Below are 21,101 nucleotides of genomic sequence, written 5' to 3'. Positions count from 1 at the left end.
CTCCCCGGCGTGATTGCAACCCAGCGGGAATATCTTGCCGCTCCGGCCGGGTCGGCCTACACGACACCCCGGCTGGGTCACTTGGGGATTGGGGAAATGTTGAAACAGCTTTTTGCGCCGCAGCTCGTCATTTTGTACGTGCTTGCGGCTTCGACGATTTACGTCCACTTCCGCGGCAAGGAGCGGCTGCGCTTCGCGCGCCAGCTCGGCGATCACTCGACCTATCTCGCACCTTACAATGTGCTGATGTATGCGGGCTCGGCGGTGCCGAACAAGCCGGTGATCTCGGTCGATCAGTTTCCGGAGCTGAAGCCGTGTGCCTGTTCGATGAAGGTTTTATCCGCGCGGCGGCGAAGAACAACGACTGGGGCTTCTACTCGTTCTTCAAGAGCGGCTGGAAGCGGTTTTACCTGAAATGGTACGACGACTTTCTGCCGTCGGCGAACACGCTGTGCCCGAAGACGGTGGAGCTGCTCAAATCGATCCCGAGCGTGCATGGCGCGATGTTCGCGATACTGCCGCCCGGCGGCAAGCTCGGCGCTCACCGTGATCCCTTCGCCGGCTCTCTGCGCTATCACCTCGGCCTGGTCACGCCGAACTCGAACAAGTGCCGGATCCTCGTCGATGGCGTCGAATGCGTCTGGCGCGATGGCGAGGCCTTCATGTTCGACGAGACCTTCATCCACAGTGCCGAGAATGCGACCGACGTCAACCGCATCATCCTGTTCTGCGACGTCGAGCGCCCGATGAAGTACGGCTTCATGACCGCGATCAACCGCTGGGTCAGCCATCACATCGTCAAGGCGTCGGCGACGCAGAATGTCGATGGTGAGCACGTCGGCGTGCTCAACAAGGTGTTCGGCAAGCTCTACGAAATCCACCTCGCCAGCCGCAAGGTGAAGGAGTGGAACCGCAACGTCTACTACACGCTGAAATACTCGCTGACGGCGCTGATCCTCGGGCTGATCGTGTATTCGGCACTGAATTGAGGCAAATGCACGGGGCGCGGATCAGCGAAGCTTGGTCCGCCATGCCTCATCTCGATCCGCCCTGGCGCGATCGTCTGATCTCGGTCGGCATTGTCTAGTGATGGTGCTTGTGCTTGTGCCCTGCGGAGCCGTCGGGACGCTGATAGCCTCGTAACTCTGCATACCGCTGCATCTGGCTCTGATCGAGCAAGACACCGGTTGATAGGTGGTATTTGAGGTGGCTCTCGCGGAGCTGCCCCTGAGTTTCGGCAATGGCCCCGATGCTGGTCTTGAGCGCTTCCGATGTGATCGCACGGGACGAGAAGAGGTGTACCAGCGCTCTCTCTTGCTCGACGAGCTTGTTACCCAGCGGAACGGCTTCCTGTTTCATGGCATCGAACAGCCGTTGAACCTCGGCGCGCTGATCGGCGGTCAGGTCGAGACGATCACTGAGCTCGAGTACGTGGCTGGGACCGGGATATCCATTGAGCTCCGCAGCAAGAGCCAGGCCCATCCCGCGTCCGGCGCGGAGATCGTCGATTTGTTGCTGTGACAGCGCCTTGATGGGGCGCTTCTCGAGGCCGACATAGGGTTGACTGGACTGTGCGCCGGCCGCGCTGTTGGTGAGGAGGAGGGAGGCTGCGAGCAGAAGGACGCGGTTCATGAATCTGGCTCCCACAAAATGGAGCCGGCCGATGTCGAAGCATCGAACCCGGCTGTGACGTTACCCCTGTAGCGATCGAGTGATCCCGGCGCGCAAATCTTGCTGGATAGTCCGGCCCGTGGCAACAAAGATCGCCGCGATTGAGTTGCCGAATTGGAGCAGGTGATGGCCTCGTTGCCGACCGCGAATGCTGAGATCATGCAGTTCTTCCGCCGATGGCTGGACACCTTCGCGAGTTATGTCCGCGACGTCGATTACGCCTCGGCGAGGCCGCTCATCCATCCCGACGTGCTCGCCTTCGGAACCCATAACGACGTCATCCCCGGCCTCGATCAATGGGTCAAAACCCAATGGGATAACGTTTGGCCGAAGACGACCGACTTCCGCTTCGTCCTCGATCAGGCGTCCGTTCTGGCATCACCGGACGGCATGATGGCAACCGTCGTCGCGCCGTGGACGAGCACGGGCTATCATCCCGATGGCAGCACGTTCGCACGCCCGGGCCGCGCGACGATGGTGTTTTCGAGGAACGGCGATGGCTGGCTGTGCGTGCATTCGCACATGTCGCTCAATCGCGGTGTGCCGCAGGCGAGCCACGCCAATCGGCCGGTGAAGGCCTGGTAGCTCGACCGCGTGCACGATCGACATGCAAAAGGCCCCATTCCGGGGCCTTTTGAGTTCGAGCTGCAGCGAGCCTTACTCCGGCTGGCCGATGCTGACCTTCAGCGTGCCGATGCCGTCGACGCCGCATTCGAGCTTGTCGCCAGGCTGGAGCTGCGACACGCCGGCGGGCGTGCCGGTCATGATGATGTCGCCGGCGGCGAGCTTCACCTGCTGGGAGAGCTGCCAGATGATCTCGGGCACGTTCCAGATCAATTCGGTGAGGTCGCCCTTCTGCGCTTCCTTGCCGTTGACCGTCAGCCAGATCTTGCCCTTGGAAGGATGGCCGATCTTCGAGGCCGGCTGCAGCGCGGAGCAGGGCGCCGAATAGTCGAACGACTTGCCGATCTCCCACGGGCGCTCCTTCTTGCGCGAGGCGAGTTGGAGGTCGCGGCGGGTGAGATCGATGCCGACGGCGTAGCCGTAGACGTGGTCCAGAGCCTTGTCGGCGGGAATGTTCAGTCCACCGCTCTTCATCGCGACGACCAGCTCGACCTCGTGATGCAGATCCTTGGTCAGAGGCGGATAGGGAATGGTGGCGCCGTCGGGCACCAGCATGTCGGCATGCTTGGCGAAGAAGAACGGCGGGGCGCGCTCGTCATTGCCCATCTCGCGAATGTGCTCGAGATAGTTGCGGCCGACGCACCAGATGCGGCGCACCGGATAACGGCCGCTCTCGCCGACGACGGGAAGCGAAGCCTGGGGCGGAAGCGGGATGACGTAGGAGGCGGCGTTCATGCGGGTCTCGCTGCTCTTGAGGTGAAACGAACTCTATGCGGTTGCGCTGATCGGCGCCAGAGCGCCGGCGTCGTGATGTTGCAGGCGGAAGAACGAGGCGTAGCGGCCGCCGCGACGGAGCAGCTCGTCATGGCAGCCCTGCTCGACGATCTCGCCGCCTTCGATCACCAGGATGCTGTCTGCGTGCATGATGGTGTGCAGGCGGTGCGCGATCACGATGGTGGTGCGGTTCTGGCAGAGATGCTCGATCGCCTCCTGCACCTGCCGCTCGGATTCGGAATCGAGGGCTGCGGTGGCTTCGTCCAAGAGGATGATCGGCGCGTTCTTGAGCAGCGCGCGCGCAACCGCAATGCGCTGGCGCTGTCCGCCCGAGAGCTGGGTGCCGTGCTCGCCGACGGGCGTGTCGTAGCCGAGCGGAAAGCCCGTGATGAAGTCGTGCGCGCAAGCCGCCTTCGCCGCCTCGACGATCTCGTCCTCGCTGGCGCCCGGCTTGCCGAAGGCGATGTTGTTGCGAATGGTGTCGCGGAACAGGTAGACGTCCTGGCCGACATAGGCGGTCTGGGCGCGCAACGATTTGCGCGAGACCGACGAGATCGACTGGCCGTCGATCACGATGTCGCCCTGCGTCACCTCGTAGAAGCGCAGGAGCAGCCCCAGCACCGTCGACTTGCCGCCGCCGGAGGGGCCGACCAGCGCAGTCACCTTGCCGGGCTCGGCGACGAAGCTCATGCGGTTGAGCACGGTCTCGCCCGAGCGGTAGGAGAAGCTGACGTCGCGCAGCTCGATGCGGGCATCTTTCAGCTTCAGCGCCGGCTTGTCATCGTCGGACTGCTCGCTCGCGGGGCTGTCGACGACCTCGAGCAGCATGCGGGCGCCGACCAGCTGGCTGTTGAGATCGATGTTGAGCCGGGCCAGCCGCTTGGCCGGCTCGGTCGCCATCAGGAATGCGGTCATGAAGGAGAAGAACGCGCCGGGCGTGGCGTTGAGCGCGACCACGGCATAGCCGCCATACATCAGGCAGCCCGCGACGGCGAAACCGCCCAGCATCTCCATCAGCGGGTTGGAGCGGTTGGCGACGCGGGCCATCTTGTTGGCGTTGCGCTCGACGACCGCGATGTTCTCGTCGATGCGCTTCTGCATGGTCTCTTCGAGCGTGAACGCCTTGACGGTGCGGATGCCCTGCAGCGATTCCTGCATCGTCTCCATGATGTCGGCGGTGCCGGTGAACTGGTTGAAGGCGAGGCCCTTGATGCGCTTGACCAGCTTGCGCAGCACCAGCATCGCCGGCGGCACCGCGACGAGGCCGATGAAGGACATCAGCGGGTCCTGCCAGACCATCACCCCGATCATGGCGAGCAGCATCAAGAGATCGCGCCCGATGGCGTTGACCAGCATGTTGAGCACGTCGGTGATCGACTTGGCGCCGGCGGTCAGCCGCGCGAGGAATTCAGAGGAGTGCCGCTCGGAGAAGAAGCCGACGCTTTCGCGCATCAATTTTGCGAACAGCTGGCGCTGGTTGGTGGCGAGGATCGCGTTGCTGATCTTGGTCAGGATCACCATGTGGCCGTAGGTTGCCACACCCTTGACGAACAGCAGAGCGACCGTGATGGCCGAGAACATCGCGATGCCCGGGATGTTCTTGTCGACATAGGCCTGGTTGATGACCTGGCCGAGGACGTAGGTCGCAGCAGCGGTCGAACCGGCCGCGAGCGCCATCAGCGCGAAGGCGACGAGGTAGCGTCGCCAGTAGACGATTCCCTGTTCCGTGATCAGGCGGCGAATCAGGACCGCTGCCGCGTAGGGATCGTCGGTGATTTTCTTTGGAAACTGGGCCATCCGGTGTCCATTGACGGCGCAGGACAAAGCCTGCCCGCGCGTCAGGGATCGATGGGCCTCTGTGCCCGGTCAAGCCGGGTTTTTCAAGCCCAATTAAGGGCTTGCGCTTGGGATGATTCTAGGCCGAGACGGCGTGGCGAAGCTCACCGTGGCGCTCGCGGAACAGCTTGTCCTCCCAGGCCAGCGCATGGGCTGCGATGGTCTCGAGGTCGTCGTATTGCGGGCGCCAGTCGAGCAGGCTGCGGATGCGGCTGGTGTCGGCGACCATGGTCATGATGTCGCCGGGCCGGCGCGGGGCGTATTGCACGGCGAAGCTGCGGCCCGAAACCCGGCGCACCGCGTCGATGGTCTCCAGCACCGAATAGCCGCGGCCATAGCCGCAATTCAGTGTGGTCGAGGCGCCGCCGTTGCGCAGATAAGCAAGGGCCGAGCGATGCGCCTGCGACAGGTCGGTGACGTGGATGAAGTCGCGGATGCAGCTGCCGTCCGGGGTCGGATAGTCGGTGCCGAACACGTCGATCTTGGCGCGCTGGCCGGTGGCGGCTTCAACCGCGATCTTGAGCAGGTGCGTGGCGCCGACGGTGGCTAGCCCGATGCGCGCCTGCGGATCGGCGCCGGCGACGTTGAAATAACGCAAGGTCACGTATTGCATGCCGTAGGCGGCAGCGACGTCGTGCAGCATGATCTCGGTCATCAGCTTCGAGGAGCCGTAAGGCGACAGCGGCCGCGTCGGCGCGTGCTCGGGCACCGGCACCTGGTCCGGATTGCCGTAGACCGCGGCGGTCGAGGAAAAGATGAAGCGGCCAATGCCGCGCTTGACCGCGACGTTGAGCAGGTTGCGCGCGGTGGTGAAGTTGTTGCGGTAATAGCCGAGCGGATCGCGCATCGAATCCGGCACGACGACCGAGCCTGCGAAATGGATGATGCTCTCGATGTCGTGCTGGGCGATCACGCCTTCGAGCAGGTTCTCGTCGCCGGCATCGCCGATGAACAGCGGCACGCCTTCGGGCAGGTAGGCCGAGAAGCCGGTGGAGAGATCGTCGATCACGACGACGTCCTCGCCGGCTTCCGCCAGCGCCAGGACCGTGTGACTTCCGATATAGCCGGCGCCGCCGGTGACTAGCACAGTCATGATCTCACCCGTCTTCGATCAACGCGCAAGGCTAGCGCTTGCGTGGTGAAGAGGGGGTATCGGCGGTGCTGAACTGGTCACTATGCTTAATGTTGCGTATAGGGACTTTGCGAAACGGAGTGTGACGTGGCGAATTCCCCCGGCGATCTCGAAGTGATCGTGCCAAATCTGCACAGGCGCTATTCCGGGGTCACCGCGACCAACCGGATGGTGGCGCCGCGGCTGGCGAAACTGTACCGCGCCGCCTGGTTCGGATCCGACGCGCCGGCGGGGATCGCGCGCCTGAGCATCGGAGATTTCCTCAAGCTCTGGCGCCGCAAGCGGCCGATGATCTGGCATGCGCGCCGCAACAACGAGATGATCGCGGGCGTTGGCTTGCGCGCGCTCGGCTGGCCGCTCAAGCTCGTGTTCACCTCGGCGGCGCAGCGGCATCACAGCTGGATCACGCGCTGGCTGATCCGGCGCATGGACGCGATCATCGCAACAACAGATCTCTCGGCCTCGTTCCTGAAGGTGAAGGCGACGGTGATCCCGCATGGTGTCGACACCGACGTCTATGCGCCGCCGCAGGACCGCGCCGCGGCCTTTGCCGAAAGCGGCCTGCCGGGCCGCTATGCCATCGGTTGCTTCGGCCGCGTGCGGGCGCAGAAGGGCACCGATCTGTTCGTCGATGCGATGTGCCGCTTGCTGCCGCACTATCCGGATTTCACTGCTGTCATCGTCGGACAGGTCACGGCCGAGCAGACGCCCTTTGCCAACGACCTGAAGAAGCGCATCGAGGCAGCCGGCCTGCAATCCCGCATCGTCATCACCGGCGAGCTGCCGATCGAAGCGGTGCAGCGCTGGTATCAGCGGCTGACGATCTACGCCTTCACCTCGCGCAACGAAGGCTTTGGGCTGACGCTGATCGAGGCGATGGCGGCGGGGAGCGCGCTGGTTGCCGCACGCGCCGGCGCGGCCGAGCTCGTCGTCGAGGATGGTGTCACCGGCGTGCTGATCCCGACGGGCGACGCCGACGCGCTCGCAGCAGCGCTCGAGCCATTGATGCGCGAGGTGGCTGCGGCAACCGCGATGGGCGAGCGCGGGCGGGCGCGGGTGCTAGAGAACTTCAGCCTCGATGCCGAAGCGGCGCGGATCGGCGCGGTCTATCGGCCGCTGCTCTGAGGCCGTTTTCGCCTGTCGCAAACAAAACCGCGAAAACAACCCCATGCACAGTAGCCGGGGTCAGCAAAATCAAGGAGTTGGCGGAGGGTTCGAGAGATTGCGGATTTTTCGAACGAATTTTGACTCGTCGGGCAAAACAGTGGCAGGATGTCATCATCGGCGCGAGCCGCGATCGCCTTAGATCTAAGTCCGCGCCCCAGCCTCCCCCAGCACCCTCTCTGCAATCCCCACCACCTCGCTCGCCGCAATATTCCGCATGCAGCGGTGATCGTTGATCTTGCAGACCGTGCTCTGGCAGGGCTGGCAGGACAGCTTTTCCTTGTCCTGCACCAGCGTCGCGGCGAGGCCGTTCAACGGGGCCCAGAGATAGGGGCTGGTGGGACCGAAGATGCCCATGGTCGGCGTGCCCAGGGCGGCTGCGATGTGCATCAGACCGGAATCGTTCGAGATCGCAACGCCGGCCGCCGCCATGGCGAGGACGCCGTTGCGCAAGTCCGTGCCGGTGAGATTGCGGACGCCCGGGCCGCCGGCGGCGACGATCTCCTGGGCGAGGCCCTTTTCAGCGGGGCCGCCGACCACCCAGACCTCGAGGCCGCGCTCGACCAGCAGGCGGGCGGCTTCCGGATAATTGGTCCAGCGCTTGGAGACGCCGACCGAGCCCGGGGCGAGCGCCACCGCAGCGCCGGCGCCGAGACCATTGGCCTCGCGCCAGCGGGCGATCTCCTCGGTCGGGACGCGCAGTTGCGGCACCGGCCATTCCGCCGGCAGGGGCGCGCCGTCGGGCTGGGCGAGGGCGGCGTTCTTGTCGATGAAGCGGGGCAGCTTCTTTTCACCCCAGCGCCAGCGGTTGAGCAGGCCGAACCGGAACTCGCCGACGAAGCCGACCCGTTCAGGAATACCGGCCAGTGCCGGCGCGATGGCCGCCTTCCAGGTCCGGGGCAGCACCAGGGCGGTGCCGTAGTTCTGTTTCCGCAGCAGCCCTGCCAGGCCGAACTGGCGGGCGATGGCCAACCGGCTGCGCGGCATGTCCCAGACGATGCCGGCGCGCACCCCGGGCATGTAGTCCACCAGCGGGGCGCACAGGGAGGTGGTGAGGAGGTCGACGGGCCGGTTCGGCCAGCGCTCCTTCAGGACCCGCACGACGGTGTGATTCCGCACGAAATCGCCGATCCACATGTAGGGGACGATCAGGATCGGGCGTGTGTCGCTCCGGTCTCCATCACTACCAAGTTGCGAATCAATATTCATTCGTTATGAGGGCCGAACACGTGCCGATATGGCGGCTCGGTTAGCCGCTCCGGGCCGGCAGGTAAAGGCGGCAGAAGAGCAATCCCAAAACAGCTTACACTTTGGCGGATCATGCGCTAGGGCAGGATCGGGCACCTAAAATCGGGCAGGTAGGTGGAATGTTGCTGGTGACCGGCGGGGCCGGTTTTATCGGATCGAATGTCGTGGCCGCGCTGAACGAGGCCGGTCGCAGCGACGTCGTGATCTGCGATCTCCTCGGAACAGAAGGCAAATGGCGCAACCTCGCCAAGCGGCAGCTTGTGGATATCGTTCCCCCGACCGAGCTGATGGACTGGCTGAAGGGCCGCAAGCTGGAGGCTATGATCCATCTTGGGGCGATTTCCGCGACTACGGCGACCGACGGTGATCTCGTCGTCGAGACCAATTTCCGCCTGTCGATGCGCCTTCTGGACTGGTGCACGATGAATGCGGTGCCGTTCATCTACGCGTCCTCGGCGGCGACCTATGGCGACGGCACGGAAGGCTTCGACGACGATTCTTCGCTGCCGGCGCTGAAGAAGTTGCGGCCGATGAATCTCTACGGCTGGAGCAAGCACCTGTTTGATCTCGCTGTCGCCGAACGTGTGGCGCGCGGCGATCGGCTCCCGCCCCAATGGGCCGGCCTGAAATTCTTCAACGTGTTCGGGCCGAACGAATATCACAAAGGCTCGATGATGAGCGTGCTGGCGCGGCGCTTCGACGACGTCAGGGCAGGCCGCGTCGTGCAGCTGTTCAAGTCGCATCGCGAGGGCATCGAGGACGGCGATCAGCGTCGCGATTTCATCTATGTCGACGATGTCGTGCGCGTGGTCCTTTGGCTGCTCGCGACGCCGTCGGTGTCCGGCCTGTTCAACGTCGGCACCGGCAAGGCCCGCAGCTTCAAGGACATCATGCTGGCTGCCTATGCGGCGCTCGGCGCCAGGCCCAACATCGAATACATCGACATGCCCGAGCAGATCCGGGACAGCTACCAGTATTTCACCCAGAGCGAGGTCGATCGTCTGCTCCGCGCCGGCTATAACGGCGGCTTCACGACGCTCGAGGACGCGGTGAAGGCCTATGTCGGGGATTATCTCGACCGGCCCGACCGCTTTCGCTGAGGCCCTTTCGACCATGCCGACGCCCATTCTCGATTTCGATGCCCTCGCGCAAGCCATCTCAGGCCGTACGGTGCTGTGCATCGGCGACATCATGCTGGACGAGTTCGTCTACGGCGAGGTGTCGCGGATCTCGCCGGAAGCGCCGGCGCCCGTCATCGCCGCCCAGCGCAGCGAGATCCACGTCGGCGGCGCCGGCAACGTCGCGCGCAACGTCGCTTCGCTCGGCGCGCGCTGCATCTTCGTAGGCCTCGTCGGCGAGGACGACGCCGGTACGCGGCTCGAGGCCGCGCTCAATGATCAAGCCGGCATCGAGAGCGTGCTGGTGCGCGACGCCTCGCGGCCGACCACGCGAAAGGTCCGCTTCGTCTCCGAACATTTTTCCACGCATATGCTGCGCGCGGATTGGGAGCAGGCGCTGGCTGCGTCCGACGAGGTCGAAACGAAGGTGATCGACGCGATCCTGCCGCAGATCGCGCGCGCCGATATCGTGCTGCTGTCCGACTATGCCAAGGGCGTGCTGACGGCGCGCGTGATCCGCCACACCATCGATGCCGCGCGCAAGCTCGGCAAGCCCGTCATCGTCGATCCCAAGAGCCTGAACTGGGCGATCTATCGCGGCGCCACGCTGCTCACCCCCAACCGCAAGGAATTCTCGGAAGCGACCCGCAGCCGCGCCGACACGGTGCAGAGCATCGTCGAGGCCAGCGAGGATGTGATGCGGCTCGCCGACTGCGAGGCGATCCTAGTCACCCAGGGCGAGCACGGCATGACCTTGGTGCCGCGGAATGGCGGGGCCGTCCACGTGCCGGCCGTCACGGTGAAGGTGCGCGACGTCTCCGGCGCCGGTGACACCGTCGCCGCTGCGGTTGCGGTGTCGCTCGCGGCCGGCGCGGACTGGGACACGGCACTGCGCATGGCCAACGCCGCCGCCGCCGTCGCGGTCGGCAAGCAGGGCACCGCCAGCGTCAGCGCGGCCGAGCTGCGACGCAAGATCCTGCCGCATGCAACGCTCGCCGCCGAGGAGAAGATCGTGCTCGATCCGGCCGCACTCGACGCGCAGGTTGCCGAATGGAACAGGCAGGGCCTGCGCGTCGGCTTCACCAACGGCTGTTTCGACATTCTCCATCCCGGCCACGTCAAGGTGCTGACCGCGGCGCGCGCCGCCTGCGATCGCCTGATCGTGGGGCTCAACAGCGACGCCTCGGTGCGGCGCCTGAAGGGTGCCGATCGTCCGGTCCAGGACGAGCGCGCGCGTGCCGAGGTGCTCGCCGCACTGGAGGCCGTCGATCTCGTCGTCATCTTCACGGAGGACACGCCGATCGACCTGATCACCAGGATCAAGCCCGGCGTGCTGGTGAAGGGCGGCGACTACACACGCGAACAGGTCGTCGGCCATGAGGTGGTCGAGGCCGCGGGCGGGGCAGTCGTGCTGGTCGACATCCTCCAGGGCTTCAGCACGACGGCGCTGGTTCATCGCGCCCGGGGAGGGGGCAAGTGACGGCGCTCGCACGCGAGACCCCCGGCCAGATGTTGCGGCGGCGCCTGCGCAGTCCGGCGGCCTGGCGTGAAACGGTCGATCTGTTTGCGATCCTGACCGCGGCCTCGCTGCCCTGGTCGACCTCGCTTGCGGGGATCTTCAACGCGCTGATGCTGCTCTGCATGGTGCCGTTCCTCGATCTACGCGACTTCCTGCAGTCCCTGAAGCGTCCGATCTGCATTGCGCCGATCGCGCTCGTCTTTCTCGCGCTGCTGGGGACGCTATGGTCGGACGCGGCCTGGGGTGCGCGCCTCTACGCGGTCAATCCGACCGTCAAGCTGCTCGTGCTGCCGGTCCTGCTCTATCATTTCGAGCGCTCACCGCGCGGCCGGTGGGTCTTCGTCGCCTTCCTGGTGTCTTGCGCCTTGTTGTCGGTGATGTCCTGGCTGGTCGCCTTTTACCCGAACCTCGCGCTCAAGACCGACCCGCCCGAACGCGGCATCTTCGTCAAGAACTACATCGACCAGAGCCAGGAATTCGCGCTTTGCGCGGTTGCGCTGGCCTATCCGATCGTGATGCTGTTGCGCGAGAAGCGGTACTGGTTCGCCGCGCTGCTGACGGCGCTGGCGCTGAGCTTCTTCATCAACATGACCTTCGTGGTGGTGTCGCGCACCGCGCTCGTCACCATTCCGATCATGTTCGGCGTGTTTGCACTGCTTCACCTCAAATGGCGCAGCATCGCCATCATCTCCGGCGCGCTGCTCGTCGGCGCCGTTCTCGCCTGGCAGGCCTCGCCGCAATTGCGCCACACCGCCGAGAGGTTTACCACCGATTACACCGGCTATGTGGAACGGGGCGAGGCAACCTCCATGGGCATGCGGCTCGAGTTCTGGCGGAAGTCGTTCGGCTTCTTCGCGGAGGCGCCGGTCCTGGGGCACGGCACCGGTTCGACCCGCGGGTTGTTCGAACGCGTCGCTACGCCCGCCGGTCAGCGGCGGGCGTCGGCCGAGGTGGTCGGCAACCCGCACAACCAGACGCTGAACGTTGCGGTGCAATGGGGCGCGATCGGCGTCGCCATTCTCTACGCGATCTGGATACTGCATCTCCGGTTGTTTCGCGGCGACGGGCTTGCCAACTGGATCGGGCTGCTGGTGGTGGTGCAGAACGTCTTCACCTCGCTGTTCAACTCGCATTTGTTCGACTTCCACGAGGGCTGGATGTACGTCATTGGCGTCGGCGTCGCCGGCGGAATGGTGATCCGGGAACAACAGCTCGGGGCTAAGATGAGGGAAGCCGGTTCCTGAGGGGCCACGCGGCTGGCAAGACTTGTCGAGATGGGCTATCAGCGCGGTCAAGTTGCATTTAACTGGGTTTTCATCGGTCGGCGGATGACGCGACTTTCGCATCTCACCTCGCGCAATTTCCTGATCGCGCTCCACGACCTGCTGGCGACCACGGCGGCGCTTTTTGCCGCCTTCTATCTGCGATTCGAGGGTGGCGACGATTTCTACGCTCGATTGCCGCTGCTGTTCCAGATCCTGCCCTACTTCCTCGCCTTCAGCGTGGTCGTGTTCTTCCTCTGCAATCTGACCACGACGAAATGGCGTTTCATCTCGCTGCCTGACGCGCTGAACATCATTCGCGCGGCGACCGTGCTCACGGTTGCGCTGCTCGTGCTCGACTACATCCTCGTTGCCCCCAACGTTCGCGGCGCCTTCTTTCTCGGCAAGGTGACGATTGTCCTCTACTGGTTTCTCGAGATCTTCTTCCTCAGCGCGCTGCGCATGGCGTACCGCTACTTCCGCTACACGCGGGTGCGGCGTCACGCGAGGGGCGGGGAAGCCGCGCCGACGCTGCTGATCGGCCGCGCCGCGGATGCCGAAGTGCTGCTGCGCGGCATCGAGAGCGGAGCGATCAAGCGCATTTGGCCGATCGGCGTCTTGTCACCATCGCCTGCCGATCGGGGCCAGCTCATTCGCAACGTGCCGGTGCTGGGCGGCATCGACGACGTCGAGGATGTGATCTCGGATTTCGCCAAGCGCGACAAGCCCATCGCGCGCCTCATCATGACACCATCGGCTTTCGAGCCGGAGTCGCATCCGGAATCGATCCTGATGCGGGCGCGCAAACTGGGTGTGATCGTGAGCCGGATGCCCTCGCTGGAGAGCGGCGATACGCCAAGGCTCACGGCGGTTGCGGTCGAGGACCTCCTGCTGCGTCCGAGCGAGAAGATCGACTATGCGCGCCTGGAGGCCTTGATCAGGAGCAAGGCCGTGATCGTCACCGGCGGCGGCGGCTCGATCGGATCCGAGATCTGCGAGCGTGTGGTCGCCTTCGGCGCGGCACGTCTCTTGATCGTGGAAAATTCCGAGCCGGCTCTCTACGCGGTCACCGAGGCGCTGGCCGCGCGTGGTGCCACCGCACAGATCGAAGGCCGGATTGCCGACATTCGCGACCGCGAGCGCGTCATGCGCCTGATGGCCGAGTTCAAGCCCGACATCGTCTTCCATGCCGCGGCGCTCAAGCACGTGCCGATCCTCGAGCGCGATTGGAGCGAGGGCGTCAAAACCAACATCTTCGGTTCAATCAACGTCGCGGACGCCGCCGTTGCCGCCGGCGCCGAGGCGATGGTGATGATCTCTACCGACAAGGCAATCGAGCCGGTGTCGATGCTCGGCCTCACCAAGCGCTTTGCCGAAATGTACTGCCAGGCGCTCGATCGCGACCTCGCAGCCGGAGCGAACGGCAGCAAGCCGCCGATGCGGCTGATCTCGGTCCGGTTTGGCAACGTGCTGGCCTCGAACGGGTCGGTGGTGCCGAAGTTCAAGGCCCAGATCGAGGCCGGCGGGCCGGTGACGGTAACTCATCCCGACATGGTCCGTTACTTCATGACCATCCGCGAGGCCTGCGATCTCGTCATCACCGCGGCGACGCATGCGCTTGGGACGCAGCGTCCCGACGTCTCGGTCTACGTGCTCAACATGGGCCAGCCGGTGAAGATCGTCGATCTCGCCGAGCGCATGATCCGCCTGTCCGGGCTGCAGCCGGGCTACGACATCGAGATCGTGTTCACCGGCATGCGGCCGGGCGAGCGCCTGCACGAGATCCTGTTTGCCTCGGAGGAGCCGACCCGCGAGATCGGCGTGCCCGGCATCATGGCCGCGCAGCCGAACGAGCCGCCGATGCAGACGCTGCGCAAATGGAATGCGGCGCTTGAGCAGGCGATCGCGCGCGACGATCGCGCCACCATCAGGACCATCCTGAAGGATGCCGTGCCGGAATTTGGATCCACGGCGGCCTGACCATTGTTGCGCAATCCAGCGCTCGGGGAGCGACGATGAGCGAACGTAAGCCAGTCGTGCTGGTGACGGGAGCGAGCGGCTTCATCGGCCGTCATCTCGGGCAGGCGCTGGCGTGCGAGGGATGGTCGGTCCGCCCCGTGGTCCGCAAGCGTCAGGGCATCGACGGCGAGGTCGTGATCGAATCGATCGGCCCCGACACCGATTGGCGGGCCGCGCTCGAGGGGGTGGAGGCGGTCGTCCACCTTGCCGCGCGCGTGCATCACAGGCGCGAGGAGCATGCAGCCCAGCTCTACCAGGACGTCAACACCGCCGGCACCGTGCACCTGGCGCGCGCTGCGGCGAAGGCGGGCGTGCGCCATTTCATCTTCATCAGCACCGTGCTGGTGCATGGCCGCAGCAACGAGGGCAGGGCCCCGTTCAGCGAGACCGACGTCCCGACGCCGCGCGGCCTCTACGGTACGTCCAAGGCCGCGGCCGAGGCGGGCCTGAGGACGCTCGCGCGCGACAGCGACATGAAGTTCTCTGTGATCAGGCCGCCCATGGTCTATGGCGCAAGAGCCAAAGGAAGTTTCGCCCTGTTGACGCGCGCGATGAACCTTGGGGTGCCGTTGCCGTTCGCCGCGATCCGCAATCGCCGCGCCTTCCTTGCCGTGCAGAACCTGTCGTCCTTCATCCTGCACCGGCTCGCTCATCCAGATGCGGCCGGCCATTTCGAGATATTCCTGCTCGCCGACAGCGAGCAGTTCTCGACGCCCGAATTCATCGCGCGTCTGGCGAAGGCGTCCGGCAAGCGCCCGCGACTGTTCGGCGTGCCGCCGGGCCTGCTCAGCGCGCTTTTCCGAATGATCGGCCGGCAGGACATGCATGATAGCCTGATCGGCTCGCTCGAGCTCGACGTCTCCAAGGCGCTCGCGACGGGCTGGCGGCCGGAGGTTTCGCTCGACGAGGGGCTGCGGCTCGCCGTGTCGGCTCAGGACGCCTGAGGGCGGGAGAAGCGGCGCAGCAGGAGGGCGACCGCGATCGCGCCGGCGATCAGCGCGGGCAGCGTGACGGCCACCGTCGCGGCGCGAACGGCGAGGATCGCCAGCCCTGCGAGCACGAGGTTAAGCAGGAAGACTTCGCCGCTCACCCGGGACACCGAGAAACCGTTGTCGGTCGCGCGCTGATAGAAATGCGAACGGTGCGCCGACCAGAACGGCTCGCGGCGCGCGATGCGCCGAAACAGTGTGATGGTGGCATCGGCGAGGTAGTAGGCCGGCAGCAGCAGCGCCGCAGCCGCTTGTCCATGCCAGGCGAGCTCAAGCAGGCACCAGCCGAGCAGGAGGCCGATCGGCAGGCTGCCGACATCGCCCAGGAAGACTTTTGCGACAGGACGGTTGAACGGCGCGAAGCCGAGCATGGCGCCGCACAGCGCGGTGGCGATCAGCACGGCCGGCCATGGGAGATCCCCGAGCATTCCCAGCAGCAGCAGCGCAGCGGTGACCGGAACGACTTCCGCCACCGTCATCAGGTCGAGCCCGTCCATGAAGTTGACGAGGTTCACGAACCAGACGCCGGCAAGGACGATGAGGCCGCGCTCCAGCGCGAGCGGCAGCGCCGGCAGGATGCGCGCGGTGTCGGGGGCGGTGAACACCACGGCGCCGACGCAGGCGGCCTGCAGCACCAGGCGCACCAGCACGGGCAGCGACACGATGTCGTCGACGAAGCCGACCAGCGCGATCACGATTGTCGCAGCGACCAGCGCCGGCGGGATCGCGACATTGGCGGAGATCCCCCACAGCGAGGCAACGATCAGCGTCGCGGCGATCACCGCGATGCCGGCGCCCTGCGGGGTCGGGACGCGATGGGAGGACCGCGCGTTCGGCCGCGCCAGCGCGTAGCGCTGCAGCAGGGGGCGGCTGGTCCAGGTCACCAGCGCCGAGATCAGCGCGGCGGCCGCAACGGCAAGCAGCAGGACCGCGCCGGCGAGCGCATCGGCAGCCGAATTCACTCCGGCACTCCGATCGCGGCCGACCCTTGCGCGGCTTTCTCGGCGCTGAGGATCCAGACCAGGCCGCCGACCGCCCCGACCAGGAAGAACACGGCGCCGAACAGCAGCGAGACGTTGACGCCCTCGTTGGCGGAAAGTCCCGCGAAGCCGAACGCAAGGCTCATCGTGGCCTCACGCACGCCCCAGCCGGCGATCGAGATCGGCATCATCGTGATCAGCATCACCGGCGGCACGAGCAGAAAGACATCGCTGAAGCGAACCGGCGCCCCAATCGACTGCACGACGCACCAGGCGATGACGACGGCGAGCACGTGAACGAGGATCGACAGGATCGCGACGATGGCGCCGCTTGTGCCGCCGAAGATCACGCGGTTGGCGATGACGGCGCAGGCGTGGATGTGATGCGTTGCCCACCAGGTCTTCAGCCAGCGCCATTTCAGCGCGCCGAAGATCAGGAAGCCGAGGCCGCCGGCGAGCGCCAGGAGGTCGATGAGCAGCAGCGCCGAGCGACCGTGCGGATCGGTGATGAGGGTGTAGCTCCAGGGCAGGCTGGCGACGATCAAGATCGCGAGCGCGATCAGGCCAATGGCGCGGTCGACAAAGATCGAGTAGGTCGCCGTGCGCCAGCCGGCGCCGGCGCGGGCGACCAGCCACAGGCGCACCGCATCGCCGCCGATCGCCGACGGCAGCGTCTGGTTGAAGAACGAGCCGATCACGTTGTATCGCATGGCGCGGCCGAGCTCGAGCGGCGCGCCGCAGGCGGCGCTGATCTCGCGCCAGCGCAGCACGCCGACGAAGATCTGCAGGAACGTGACCGCGATCGCCACACCGAGCCAGAACAGGCTGGTCAGGGTGAATCGGGAAAACAGCTCGGACAGGTCGACCTTGCGCAGCGCCAGATAGAGCAGCGCCGCGGAAATCAGAATCTTGGCCGTCGACAACAGGATTCGGCGCATCTCGTCCGCATGAACAGGGTTTGCTAAGATTGGAGGCAACCCGACGCGAGGCGCCGAATTCGGCCGCTTTGGTATGGTTTTGGCGCCGATCTTGCAATAGCCGTCGTTAAGGACGCCATGAGGAGACCGCGTGAAGGAGCGGGGAACCTATTGCGACCCCGTCGAGGTGGCGGCTAGACAGGATCGGGCGAGGGATCACCCAGGGAACAGGATGACGGATCAGGCGATTTTGGTCACGGGTGCGGCCGGCTTCATCGGCTTCCACGTCGCCCGGCAGCTCCTGGGCGAAGGTCGCGCCGTCGTCGGGCTCGACAATCTCAACAGCTATTACGATCCGGCGCTGAAGAAAGCGCGCCTTGCTCTGCTCCGGGATCAGCCGCGCTTTTCGTTCGTCGAGGCCGATCTCGCCGACCGCAAGACCATGGCGGCGCTGTTCGCGCAACATCGTTTTGCCAAAGTCGTGCATCTGGCCGCGCAGGCCGGCGTGCGCTACTCGATCGAGCAGCCGCAGACCTACGCCGATTCCAATCTCGTCGGCTTTCTCAACGTGCTGGAGGGCTGCCGCAACAATGGCTGCGGTCATCTGGTCTACGCCTCGTCATCCTCCGTTTACGGCGCCAACACAAAACTGCCATTTGCGGTTGCGGACCGCACCGACCATCCGGTCAGCTTCTACGCCGCGACCAAGAAGGCGAACGAGGTGATGGCGCAGTCCTACAGCCATCTCTATCGCCTACCGGTCACGGGGCTGCGGTTCTTCACCATCTACGGGCCATGGGGCCGCCCCGACATGGCCATGTTTCTGTTCGCGAGCGCCATCATGGCCGGCAAGCCGATCCGGCTCTTCAACCATGGCAAAATGCGCCGCGATTTCACCTATATCGACGATGTGACGCGCGTCGTGTCCAAGCTGATCGATCTCGTGCCTGCGGACGATCCGGCTGCCGCAAATGCGCCGTCAAAGCTCTACAATGTCGGCAATCATCATCCGGAGGAACTGATGCACGTCGTCGGTCTTCTGGAGCGGGAGCTGGGCCGGACGGCGATCAAAGAATTGCTGCCGATGCAGCCGGGAGATGTGCTGGAAACGTTCGCGGATGTCGAGGATCTCTCGCGCGACACCGGCTTTGCACCGTCAACGCCGATCGAGCATGGGGTTCATAACTTCGTCACCTGGTATCGGGACCATTTCAAGGTTTGAGATCACGATGGACAAACGCATAATCCCCCTGATCATGTGCGGCGGTGCCGGCACGCGGCTGTGGCCCGCCTCGCGCGAGGTTCGGCCCAAGCAGTTCCTGCCGCTGTTCGGCACGCGCTCGACGTTCCAGGACACGCTGCTGCGCGTGTCCGATCCCTCTTTGTTCGACCGGCCGATCGTCATCACCAACGCCTCCTACCGCTTCATGGTGCTGGAGCAGCTCGCCGAGATCGGCATCGAGGCCGACGTGATCCTCGAGCCGATGCGGCGCGATTCCGGCCCTGCGATCGCCGCCGGCGCGGTATTCGCGCAGAACCGCGCCAGCGAGGCGATCGTGCTCGCGCTCGCCGCCGATCACGTCGTGCAGGATAATGCCGCCTTCGTCGCCGCCTGTCGCGAGGGCCTCACCGCCGCGAATGCCGGGCGCATCGTCACCTTCGGCGTCAAGCCGGAGCGGCCGGCGACCGAATATGGCTACATCAATCCGGGCGAGGTGATCGCGGGCGAGGTGCAGGCGGTTGCGCGCTTCGTCGAGAAGCCGGATGCGGTGAAGGCCTCCGACTACGTCAATTCGGGCTATCTCTGGAACAGCGGCAACTTCATGTTCCCGGCGAGCGTGCTGCTGGACGAATATCGCAAGGTCGATGCGGCAAGCGTCGAGGCCGTCACCAATGCAGTCAACAATGCCGGCCGCGATCTCGGCTTCGTCACGCTGGAGCCCGAGGCGTTCGGCGCGGCCAAGGCGATCTCGATCGACTATGCGGTGATGGAGAAGACCTCGCGCGCCGCCGTCGTGCCGGTGTCGTGCGGCTGGTCCGACGTCGGCTCCTGGCATGCGGTATGGGAGCTGTCGGAGAAGGACGCGCAGGGCAATGCCGCGCACGGCACCGCCGTGTTCGAGGATTCCCGCAACTGCAACGTCACCACGGATTCCGCGCTGGTCGCGCTCGAAGGCGTCGACGATCTCGTCGTGGTCGCGACCGCGGACGCGGTGCTGGTCTCGCGGCAGAAGGATGCCAACGGGCTGAAGCGCCTGGTGACGAAATTGAAATCGGTCGCGCCGAAGGTCACCGAGGAGCATCTCAAGGTGCACCGGCCCTGGGGCAGCTATCAATCCGTCGACAATGGCGAGCGCCACCAGGTCAAGCGCATCGTGGTGAAGCCGGGCGGGCGGCTGTCGCTGCAGAAGCACCATCATCGTGCCGAGCACTGGATCGTGGTCCGCGGCACGGCGCAGGTGACCGTCAACGAGACGGTGAAGACGGTGCATGAGAACGAGTCGATCTACATCCCGATGGGCGCCGTCCACCGGATGGAGAATCCCGGCAAGATCCAGCTGGAGCTGATCGAGGTCCAGACTGGAAGCTATCTGGGGGAAGACGACATCATCCGGATTGAAGACGACTATCAAAGGTCGTAACCAGCAAACTCCGAATCACGCGACCCGGGCCGAGAAGCGGTATCTTTTTCGGCCTAAGGCCCGGGGAACGTGTAACTTTTTGAATCAAATCGTGTCCGGCCCGTCAGGGCGGCATTCGCCACAAATGTGGCGTCCGTGCTAGAAGCGGCCCGGGGATTTGCGTTGAATCGGGGTTTGCTCAGATGACTTCCAAAGGGTCTGCACCGGCAAAGGCCGGCTTGCGCGTCGGTGTCATTGGCGCCGGCGTGATGGGCAGCAACCATGCGCGCGTGCTGAGCGGCCTGCCCGGCGTCAGCCTCGTCGGCGTCGTCGATCCCTCGCCGGCGCATCGTGCGCGGGCCACGGAGCTCGCCAATTGCGAAAGCTTCGAGACGCTTGACCAACTGCTCAGCGCCGGTGTCGATGCCGTCACCATCGCAGCGCCGACCCATCTGCATCACGAGGTCGCGCTCGCCTGCATCGCCAAGAACATCCACGTGCTGGTCGAGAAGCCGATCGCATCCACGGTGGCAGAGGGCCGCGAGATCGTCGCCGCCGCGCATAAGGCGGGCGTGACGCTGATGATCGGCCATGTCGAGCGCTTCAATCCGGCGGTCGCCGCGGTCAAGCAGGCGATCGCGGGCGAGGACATTCTCTCCATCGCGATCACCCGCGTCGGCCCGTTCCCGCCGCGCATGTCCAATGTCGGCGTCGTCATCGACCTTGCCGTGCACGACATCGATTTGATCCGCTGGTTCACCGAATCCGACATCGTCGAGGTGCAGCCGCAATTGTCGAGCGCGGTCGCCGAGCGCGAGGACATCGCGCTCTTGCAATTCCGCACCGAGAGCGGCGTGCTCGCCCACATCAACACCAACTGGCTGACGCCGTTCAAGGCGCGCAGCGTCACGGTCGCAACGCGCGGCAAATACGTGATGGGCGATCTCTTGACGCGCCAGGTCACCGAATGCTTCGGCTTCAAGCCGGACGGCAGCTACTCGATGCGGCATCTGCCGGTCGGCCATGACGAGCCGCTCCGCGCCGAGCTGATCGCGTTCCTCAAGGCGGTGCGCAACGGCGAGACGCCGGCGGTGACGGGCGACGAGGGCGTCGCCAGCCTCGAGATCGCCACGCAATGCCTGGAGACGCCCTCGCGTCCTGCGGCGACGTCACCTGCGCGCAAGGGGCCACGCCGCGTCGCCGGCTGATCTCTTCCATGTCGACCGC

17 protein-coding genes and 1 pseudogene are annotated in these 21,101 nt (G+C 65.2%); 11 read left to right on the top strand and 7 right to left on the bottom strand.

Annotated features, from left to right (window positions below; all coding sequences use genetic code 11):
* Nucleotides 1-96 precede the first annotated feature (96 nt).
* A pseudogene (locus tag ACVWYQ_RS10950) lies at nt 97-989 on the top strand (aspartyl/asparaginyl beta-hydroxylase domain-containing protein).
* A 94-nt stretch (nt 990-1,083) separates the two neighbouring features.
* On the opposite strand, the gene ACVWYQ_RS10945 reads toward ACVWYQ_RS10950, so the two are convergent.
* The gene (locus tag ACVWYQ_RS10945) at nt 1,084-1,632 is read right to left on the bottom strand and encodes a hypothetical protein (protein WP_404539614.1); all 549 of its coding nucleotides are present in this window, start codon (nt 1,630-1,632) and stop codon (nt 1,084-1,086) included.
* Between the two features lie 165 nt (nt 1,633-1,797).
* Between ACVWYQ_RS10945 and ACVWYQ_RS10940 the strand changes: the two genes are divergently transcribed.
* Nucleotides 1,798-2,256, top strand: a complete 459-nt coding sequence (locus tag ACVWYQ_RS10940; protein ID WP_404539617.1) for a YybH family protein — start codon at nt 1,798-1,800, stop codon at nt 2,254-2,256.
* 72 nt (nt 2,257-2,328) lie between these two features.
* On the opposite strand, the gene ACVWYQ_RS10935 is transcribed toward ACVWYQ_RS10940, so the two are convergent.
* The 3 genes from ACVWYQ_RS10935 to galE form a co-directional block, all read right to left on the bottom strand.
* Entirely contained in the window at nt 2,329-3,030 is a 702-nt protein-coding gene (locus ACVWYQ_RS10935; RefSeq protein ID WP_157288072.1) for a fumarylacetoacetate hydrolase family protein, read from the bottom strand.
* Nucleotides 3,031-3,063: 33 nt separating this feature from the next.
* Nucleotides 3,064-4,866, bottom strand: coding sequence for an ABC transporter ATP-binding protein (locus tag ACVWYQ_RS10930; RefSeq protein WP_404539620.1), 1,803 nt, complete (start codon nt 4,864-4,866; stop codon nt 3,064-3,066).
* 118 nt (nt 4,867-4,984) lie between these two features.
* On the bottom strand, nt 4,985-5,998 hold the full coding sequence (galE, locus tag ACVWYQ_RS10925; protein WP_275514412.1) for a UDP-glucose 4-epimerase GalE: 1,014 nt from the start codon (nt 5,996-5,998) through the stop codon (nt 4,985-4,987).
* Nucleotides 5,999-6,124: 126 nt separating this feature from the next.
* Here galE and ACVWYQ_RS10920 point away from each other — a divergent pair, with 126 nt between their 5' ends.
* Nucleotides 6,125-7,162 (top strand): glycosyltransferase family 4 protein, encoded by a 1,038-nt coding sequence (locus ACVWYQ_RS10920; RefSeq protein ID WP_404539624.1) that lies wholly within the window; start codon nt 6,125-6,127, stop codon nt 7,160-7,162.
* A gap of 183 nt (nt 7,163-7,345) precedes the next feature.
* On the opposite strand, the gene waaF is transcribed toward ACVWYQ_RS10920, so the two are convergent.
* Entirely contained in the window at nt 7,346-8,410 is a 1,065-nt protein-coding gene (gene waaF, locus ACVWYQ_RS10915; RefSeq protein ID WP_404539626.1) for a lipopolysaccharide heptosyltransferase II, read from the bottom strand.
* Nucleotides 8,411-8,568: 158 nt separating this feature from the next.
* Between waaF and rfaD the strand changes: the two genes are divergently transcribed.
* The 5 genes from rfaD (at nt 8,569) to ACVWYQ_RS10890 (ending at nt 15,311) form a co-directional block, all read left to right on the top strand.
* Nucleotides 8,569-9,549 (top strand): ADP-glyceromanno-heptose 6-epimerase, encoded by a 981-nt coding sequence (rfaD, locus tag ACVWYQ_RS10910; protein WP_404539629.1) that lies wholly within the window; start codon nt 8,569-8,571, stop codon nt 9,547-9,549.
* Between the two features lie 13 nt (nt 9,550-9,562).
* On the top strand, nt 9,563-11,047 hold the full coding sequence (gene rfaE1, locus ACVWYQ_RS10905) for a D-glycero-beta-D-manno-heptose-7-phosphate kinase (protein ID WP_275511954.1): 1,485 nt from the start codon (nt 9,563-9,565) through the stop codon (nt 11,045-11,047).
* Entirely contained in the window at nt 11,044-12,330 is a 1,287-nt protein-coding gene (locus ACVWYQ_RS10900; protein WP_338122906.1) for an O-antigen ligase family protein, read from the top strand. The genes rfaE1 and ACVWYQ_RS10900 overlap by 4 nt, the downstream gene beginning before the upstream one ends.
* An 84-nt stretch (nt 12,331-12,414) precedes the next feature.
* Nucleotides 12,415-14,328, top strand: a complete 1,914-nt coding sequence (locus tag ACVWYQ_RS10895) for an SDR family NAD(P)-dependent oxidoreductase (protein WP_198400047.1) — start codon at nt 12,415-12,417, stop codon at nt 14,326-14,328.
* A 35-nt stretch (nt 14,329-14,363) separates the two neighbouring features.
* Nucleotides 14,364-15,311, top strand: a complete 948-nt coding sequence (locus tag ACVWYQ_RS10890) for an NAD-dependent epimerase/dehydratase family protein (protein ID WP_275511927.1) — start codon at nt 14,364-14,366, stop codon at nt 15,309-15,311.
* Here ACVWYQ_RS10890 and ACVWYQ_RS10885 read toward each other — a convergent pair.
* Both ACVWYQ_RS10885 and ACVWYQ_RS10880 read right to left on the bottom strand, forming a co-directional pair.
* On the bottom strand, nt 15,299-16,318 hold the full coding sequence (locus tag ACVWYQ_RS10885; RefSeq protein WP_271537413.1) for an MraY family glycosyltransferase: 1,020 nt from the start codon (nt 16,316-16,318) through the stop codon (nt 15,299-15,301). The genes ACVWYQ_RS10890 and ACVWYQ_RS10885 overlap by 13 nt on opposite strands.
* On the bottom strand, nt 16,315-17,274 hold the full coding sequence (locus ACVWYQ_RS10880) for a lysylphosphatidylglycerol synthase transmembrane domain-containing protein (protein ID WP_157287992.1): 960 nt from the start codon (nt 17,272-17,274) through the stop codon (nt 16,315-16,317). Before ACVWYQ_RS10880 ends, ACVWYQ_RS10885 begins: the two co-directional genes overlap by 4 nt.
* 211 nt (nt 17,275-17,485) lie before the next feature.
* On the opposite strand from ACVWYQ_RS10880, the gene ACVWYQ_RS10875 reads away from it, so the two are divergent.
* The 3 genes from ACVWYQ_RS10875 to ACVWYQ_RS10865 all read left to right on the top strand — a co-directional run bounded on the left by ACVWYQ_RS10875 (nt 17,486) and on the right by ACVWYQ_RS10865 (nt 21,082).
* On the top strand, nt 17,486-18,475 hold the full coding sequence (locus ACVWYQ_RS10875) for an SDR family NAD(P)-dependent oxidoreductase (RefSeq protein WP_271537419.1): 990 nt from the start codon (nt 17,486-17,488) through the stop codon (nt 18,473-18,475).
* A gap of 7 nt (nt 18,476-18,482) precedes the next feature.
* Nucleotides 18,483-19,895: a mannose-1-phosphate guanylyltransferase/mannose-6-phosphate isomerase gene (locus ACVWYQ_RS10870; protein WP_404539639.1), complete on the top strand. Its 1,413-nt coding sequence runs from the start codon at nt 18,483-18,485 to the stop codon at nt 19,893-19,895.
* Between the two features lie 182 nt (nt 19,896-20,077).
* A complete protein-coding gene (locus tag ACVWYQ_RS10865) occupies nt 20,078-21,082 on the top strand; it encodes a Gfo/Idh/MocA family protein (protein ID WP_404539641.1) in 1,005 nt (334 codons plus the stop codon).
* Nucleotides 21,083-21,101: the final 19 nt, after the last annotated feature.

The organism is Bradyrhizobium sp. USDA 3397 (assembly GCF_054060965.1).
This window is presented reverse-complemented; position numbering and strand designations above follow the sequence as displayed.

Excerpts from the sequence above, each read along its gene's own strand:
- rfaD (WP_404539629.1), top strand. The coding sequence starts at position 8,569 with ATGTTGCTGGTGACCGGCGGGGCCGGTTTTATCGGATCGAATGTCGTG.
- ACVWYQ_RS10880 (WP_157287992.1), bottom strand. The coding sequence starts at position 17,274 with ATGCGCCGAATCCTGTTGTCGACGGCCAAGATTCTGATTTCCGCGGCG.
- ACVWYQ_RS10930 (WP_404539620.1), bottom strand. The coding sequence starts at position 4,866 with ATGGCCCAGTTTCCAAAGAAAATCACCGACGATCCCTACGCGGCAGCG.
- galE (WP_275514412.1), bottom strand. The coding sequence starts at position 5,998 with ATGACTGTGCTAGTCACCGGCGGCGCCGGCTATATCGGAAGTCACACG.
- rfaE1 (WP_275511954.1), top strand. The coding sequence starts at position 9,563 with ATGCCGACGCCCATTCTCGATTTCGATGCCCTCGCGCAAGCCATCTCA.
- ACVWYQ_RS10935 (WP_157288072.1), bottom strand. The coding sequence starts at position 3,030 with ATGAACGCCGCCTCCTACGTCATCCCGCTTCCGCCCCAGGCTTCGCTT.
- ACVWYQ_RS10895 (WP_198400047.1), top strand. The coding sequence starts at position 12,415 with ATGACGCGACTTTCGCATCTCACCTCGCGCAATTTCCTGATCGCGCTC.
- ACVWYQ_RS10890 (WP_275511927.1), top strand. The coding sequence starts at position 14,364 with ATGAGCGAACGTAAGCCAGTCGTGCTGGTGACGGGAGCGAGCGGCTTC.
- ACVWYQ_RS10945 (WP_404539614.1), bottom strand. The coding sequence starts at position 1,632 with ATGAACCGCGTCCTTCTGCTCGCAGCCTCCCTCCTCCTCACCAACAGC.
- ACVWYQ_RS10870 (WP_404539639.1), top strand. The coding sequence starts at position 18,483 with ATGGACAAACGCATAATCCCCCTGATCATGTGCGGCGGTGCCGGCACG.
- ACVWYQ_RS10865 (WP_404539641.1), top strand. The coding sequence starts at position 20,078 with ATGACTTCCAAAGGGTCTGCACCGGCAAAGGCCGGCTTGCGCGTCGGT.
- ACVWYQ_RS10940 (WP_404539617.1), top strand. The coding sequence starts at position 1,798 with ATGGCCTCGTTGCCGACCGCGAATGCTGAGATCATGCAGTTCTTCCGC.
- waaF (WP_404539626.1), bottom strand. The coding sequence starts at position 8,410 with ATGAATATTGATTCGCAACTTGGTAGTGATGGAGACCGGAGCGACACA.
- ACVWYQ_RS10875 (WP_271537419.1), top strand. The coding sequence starts at position 17,486 with ATGACGGATCAGGCGATTTTGGTCACGGGTGCGGCCGGCTTCATCGGC.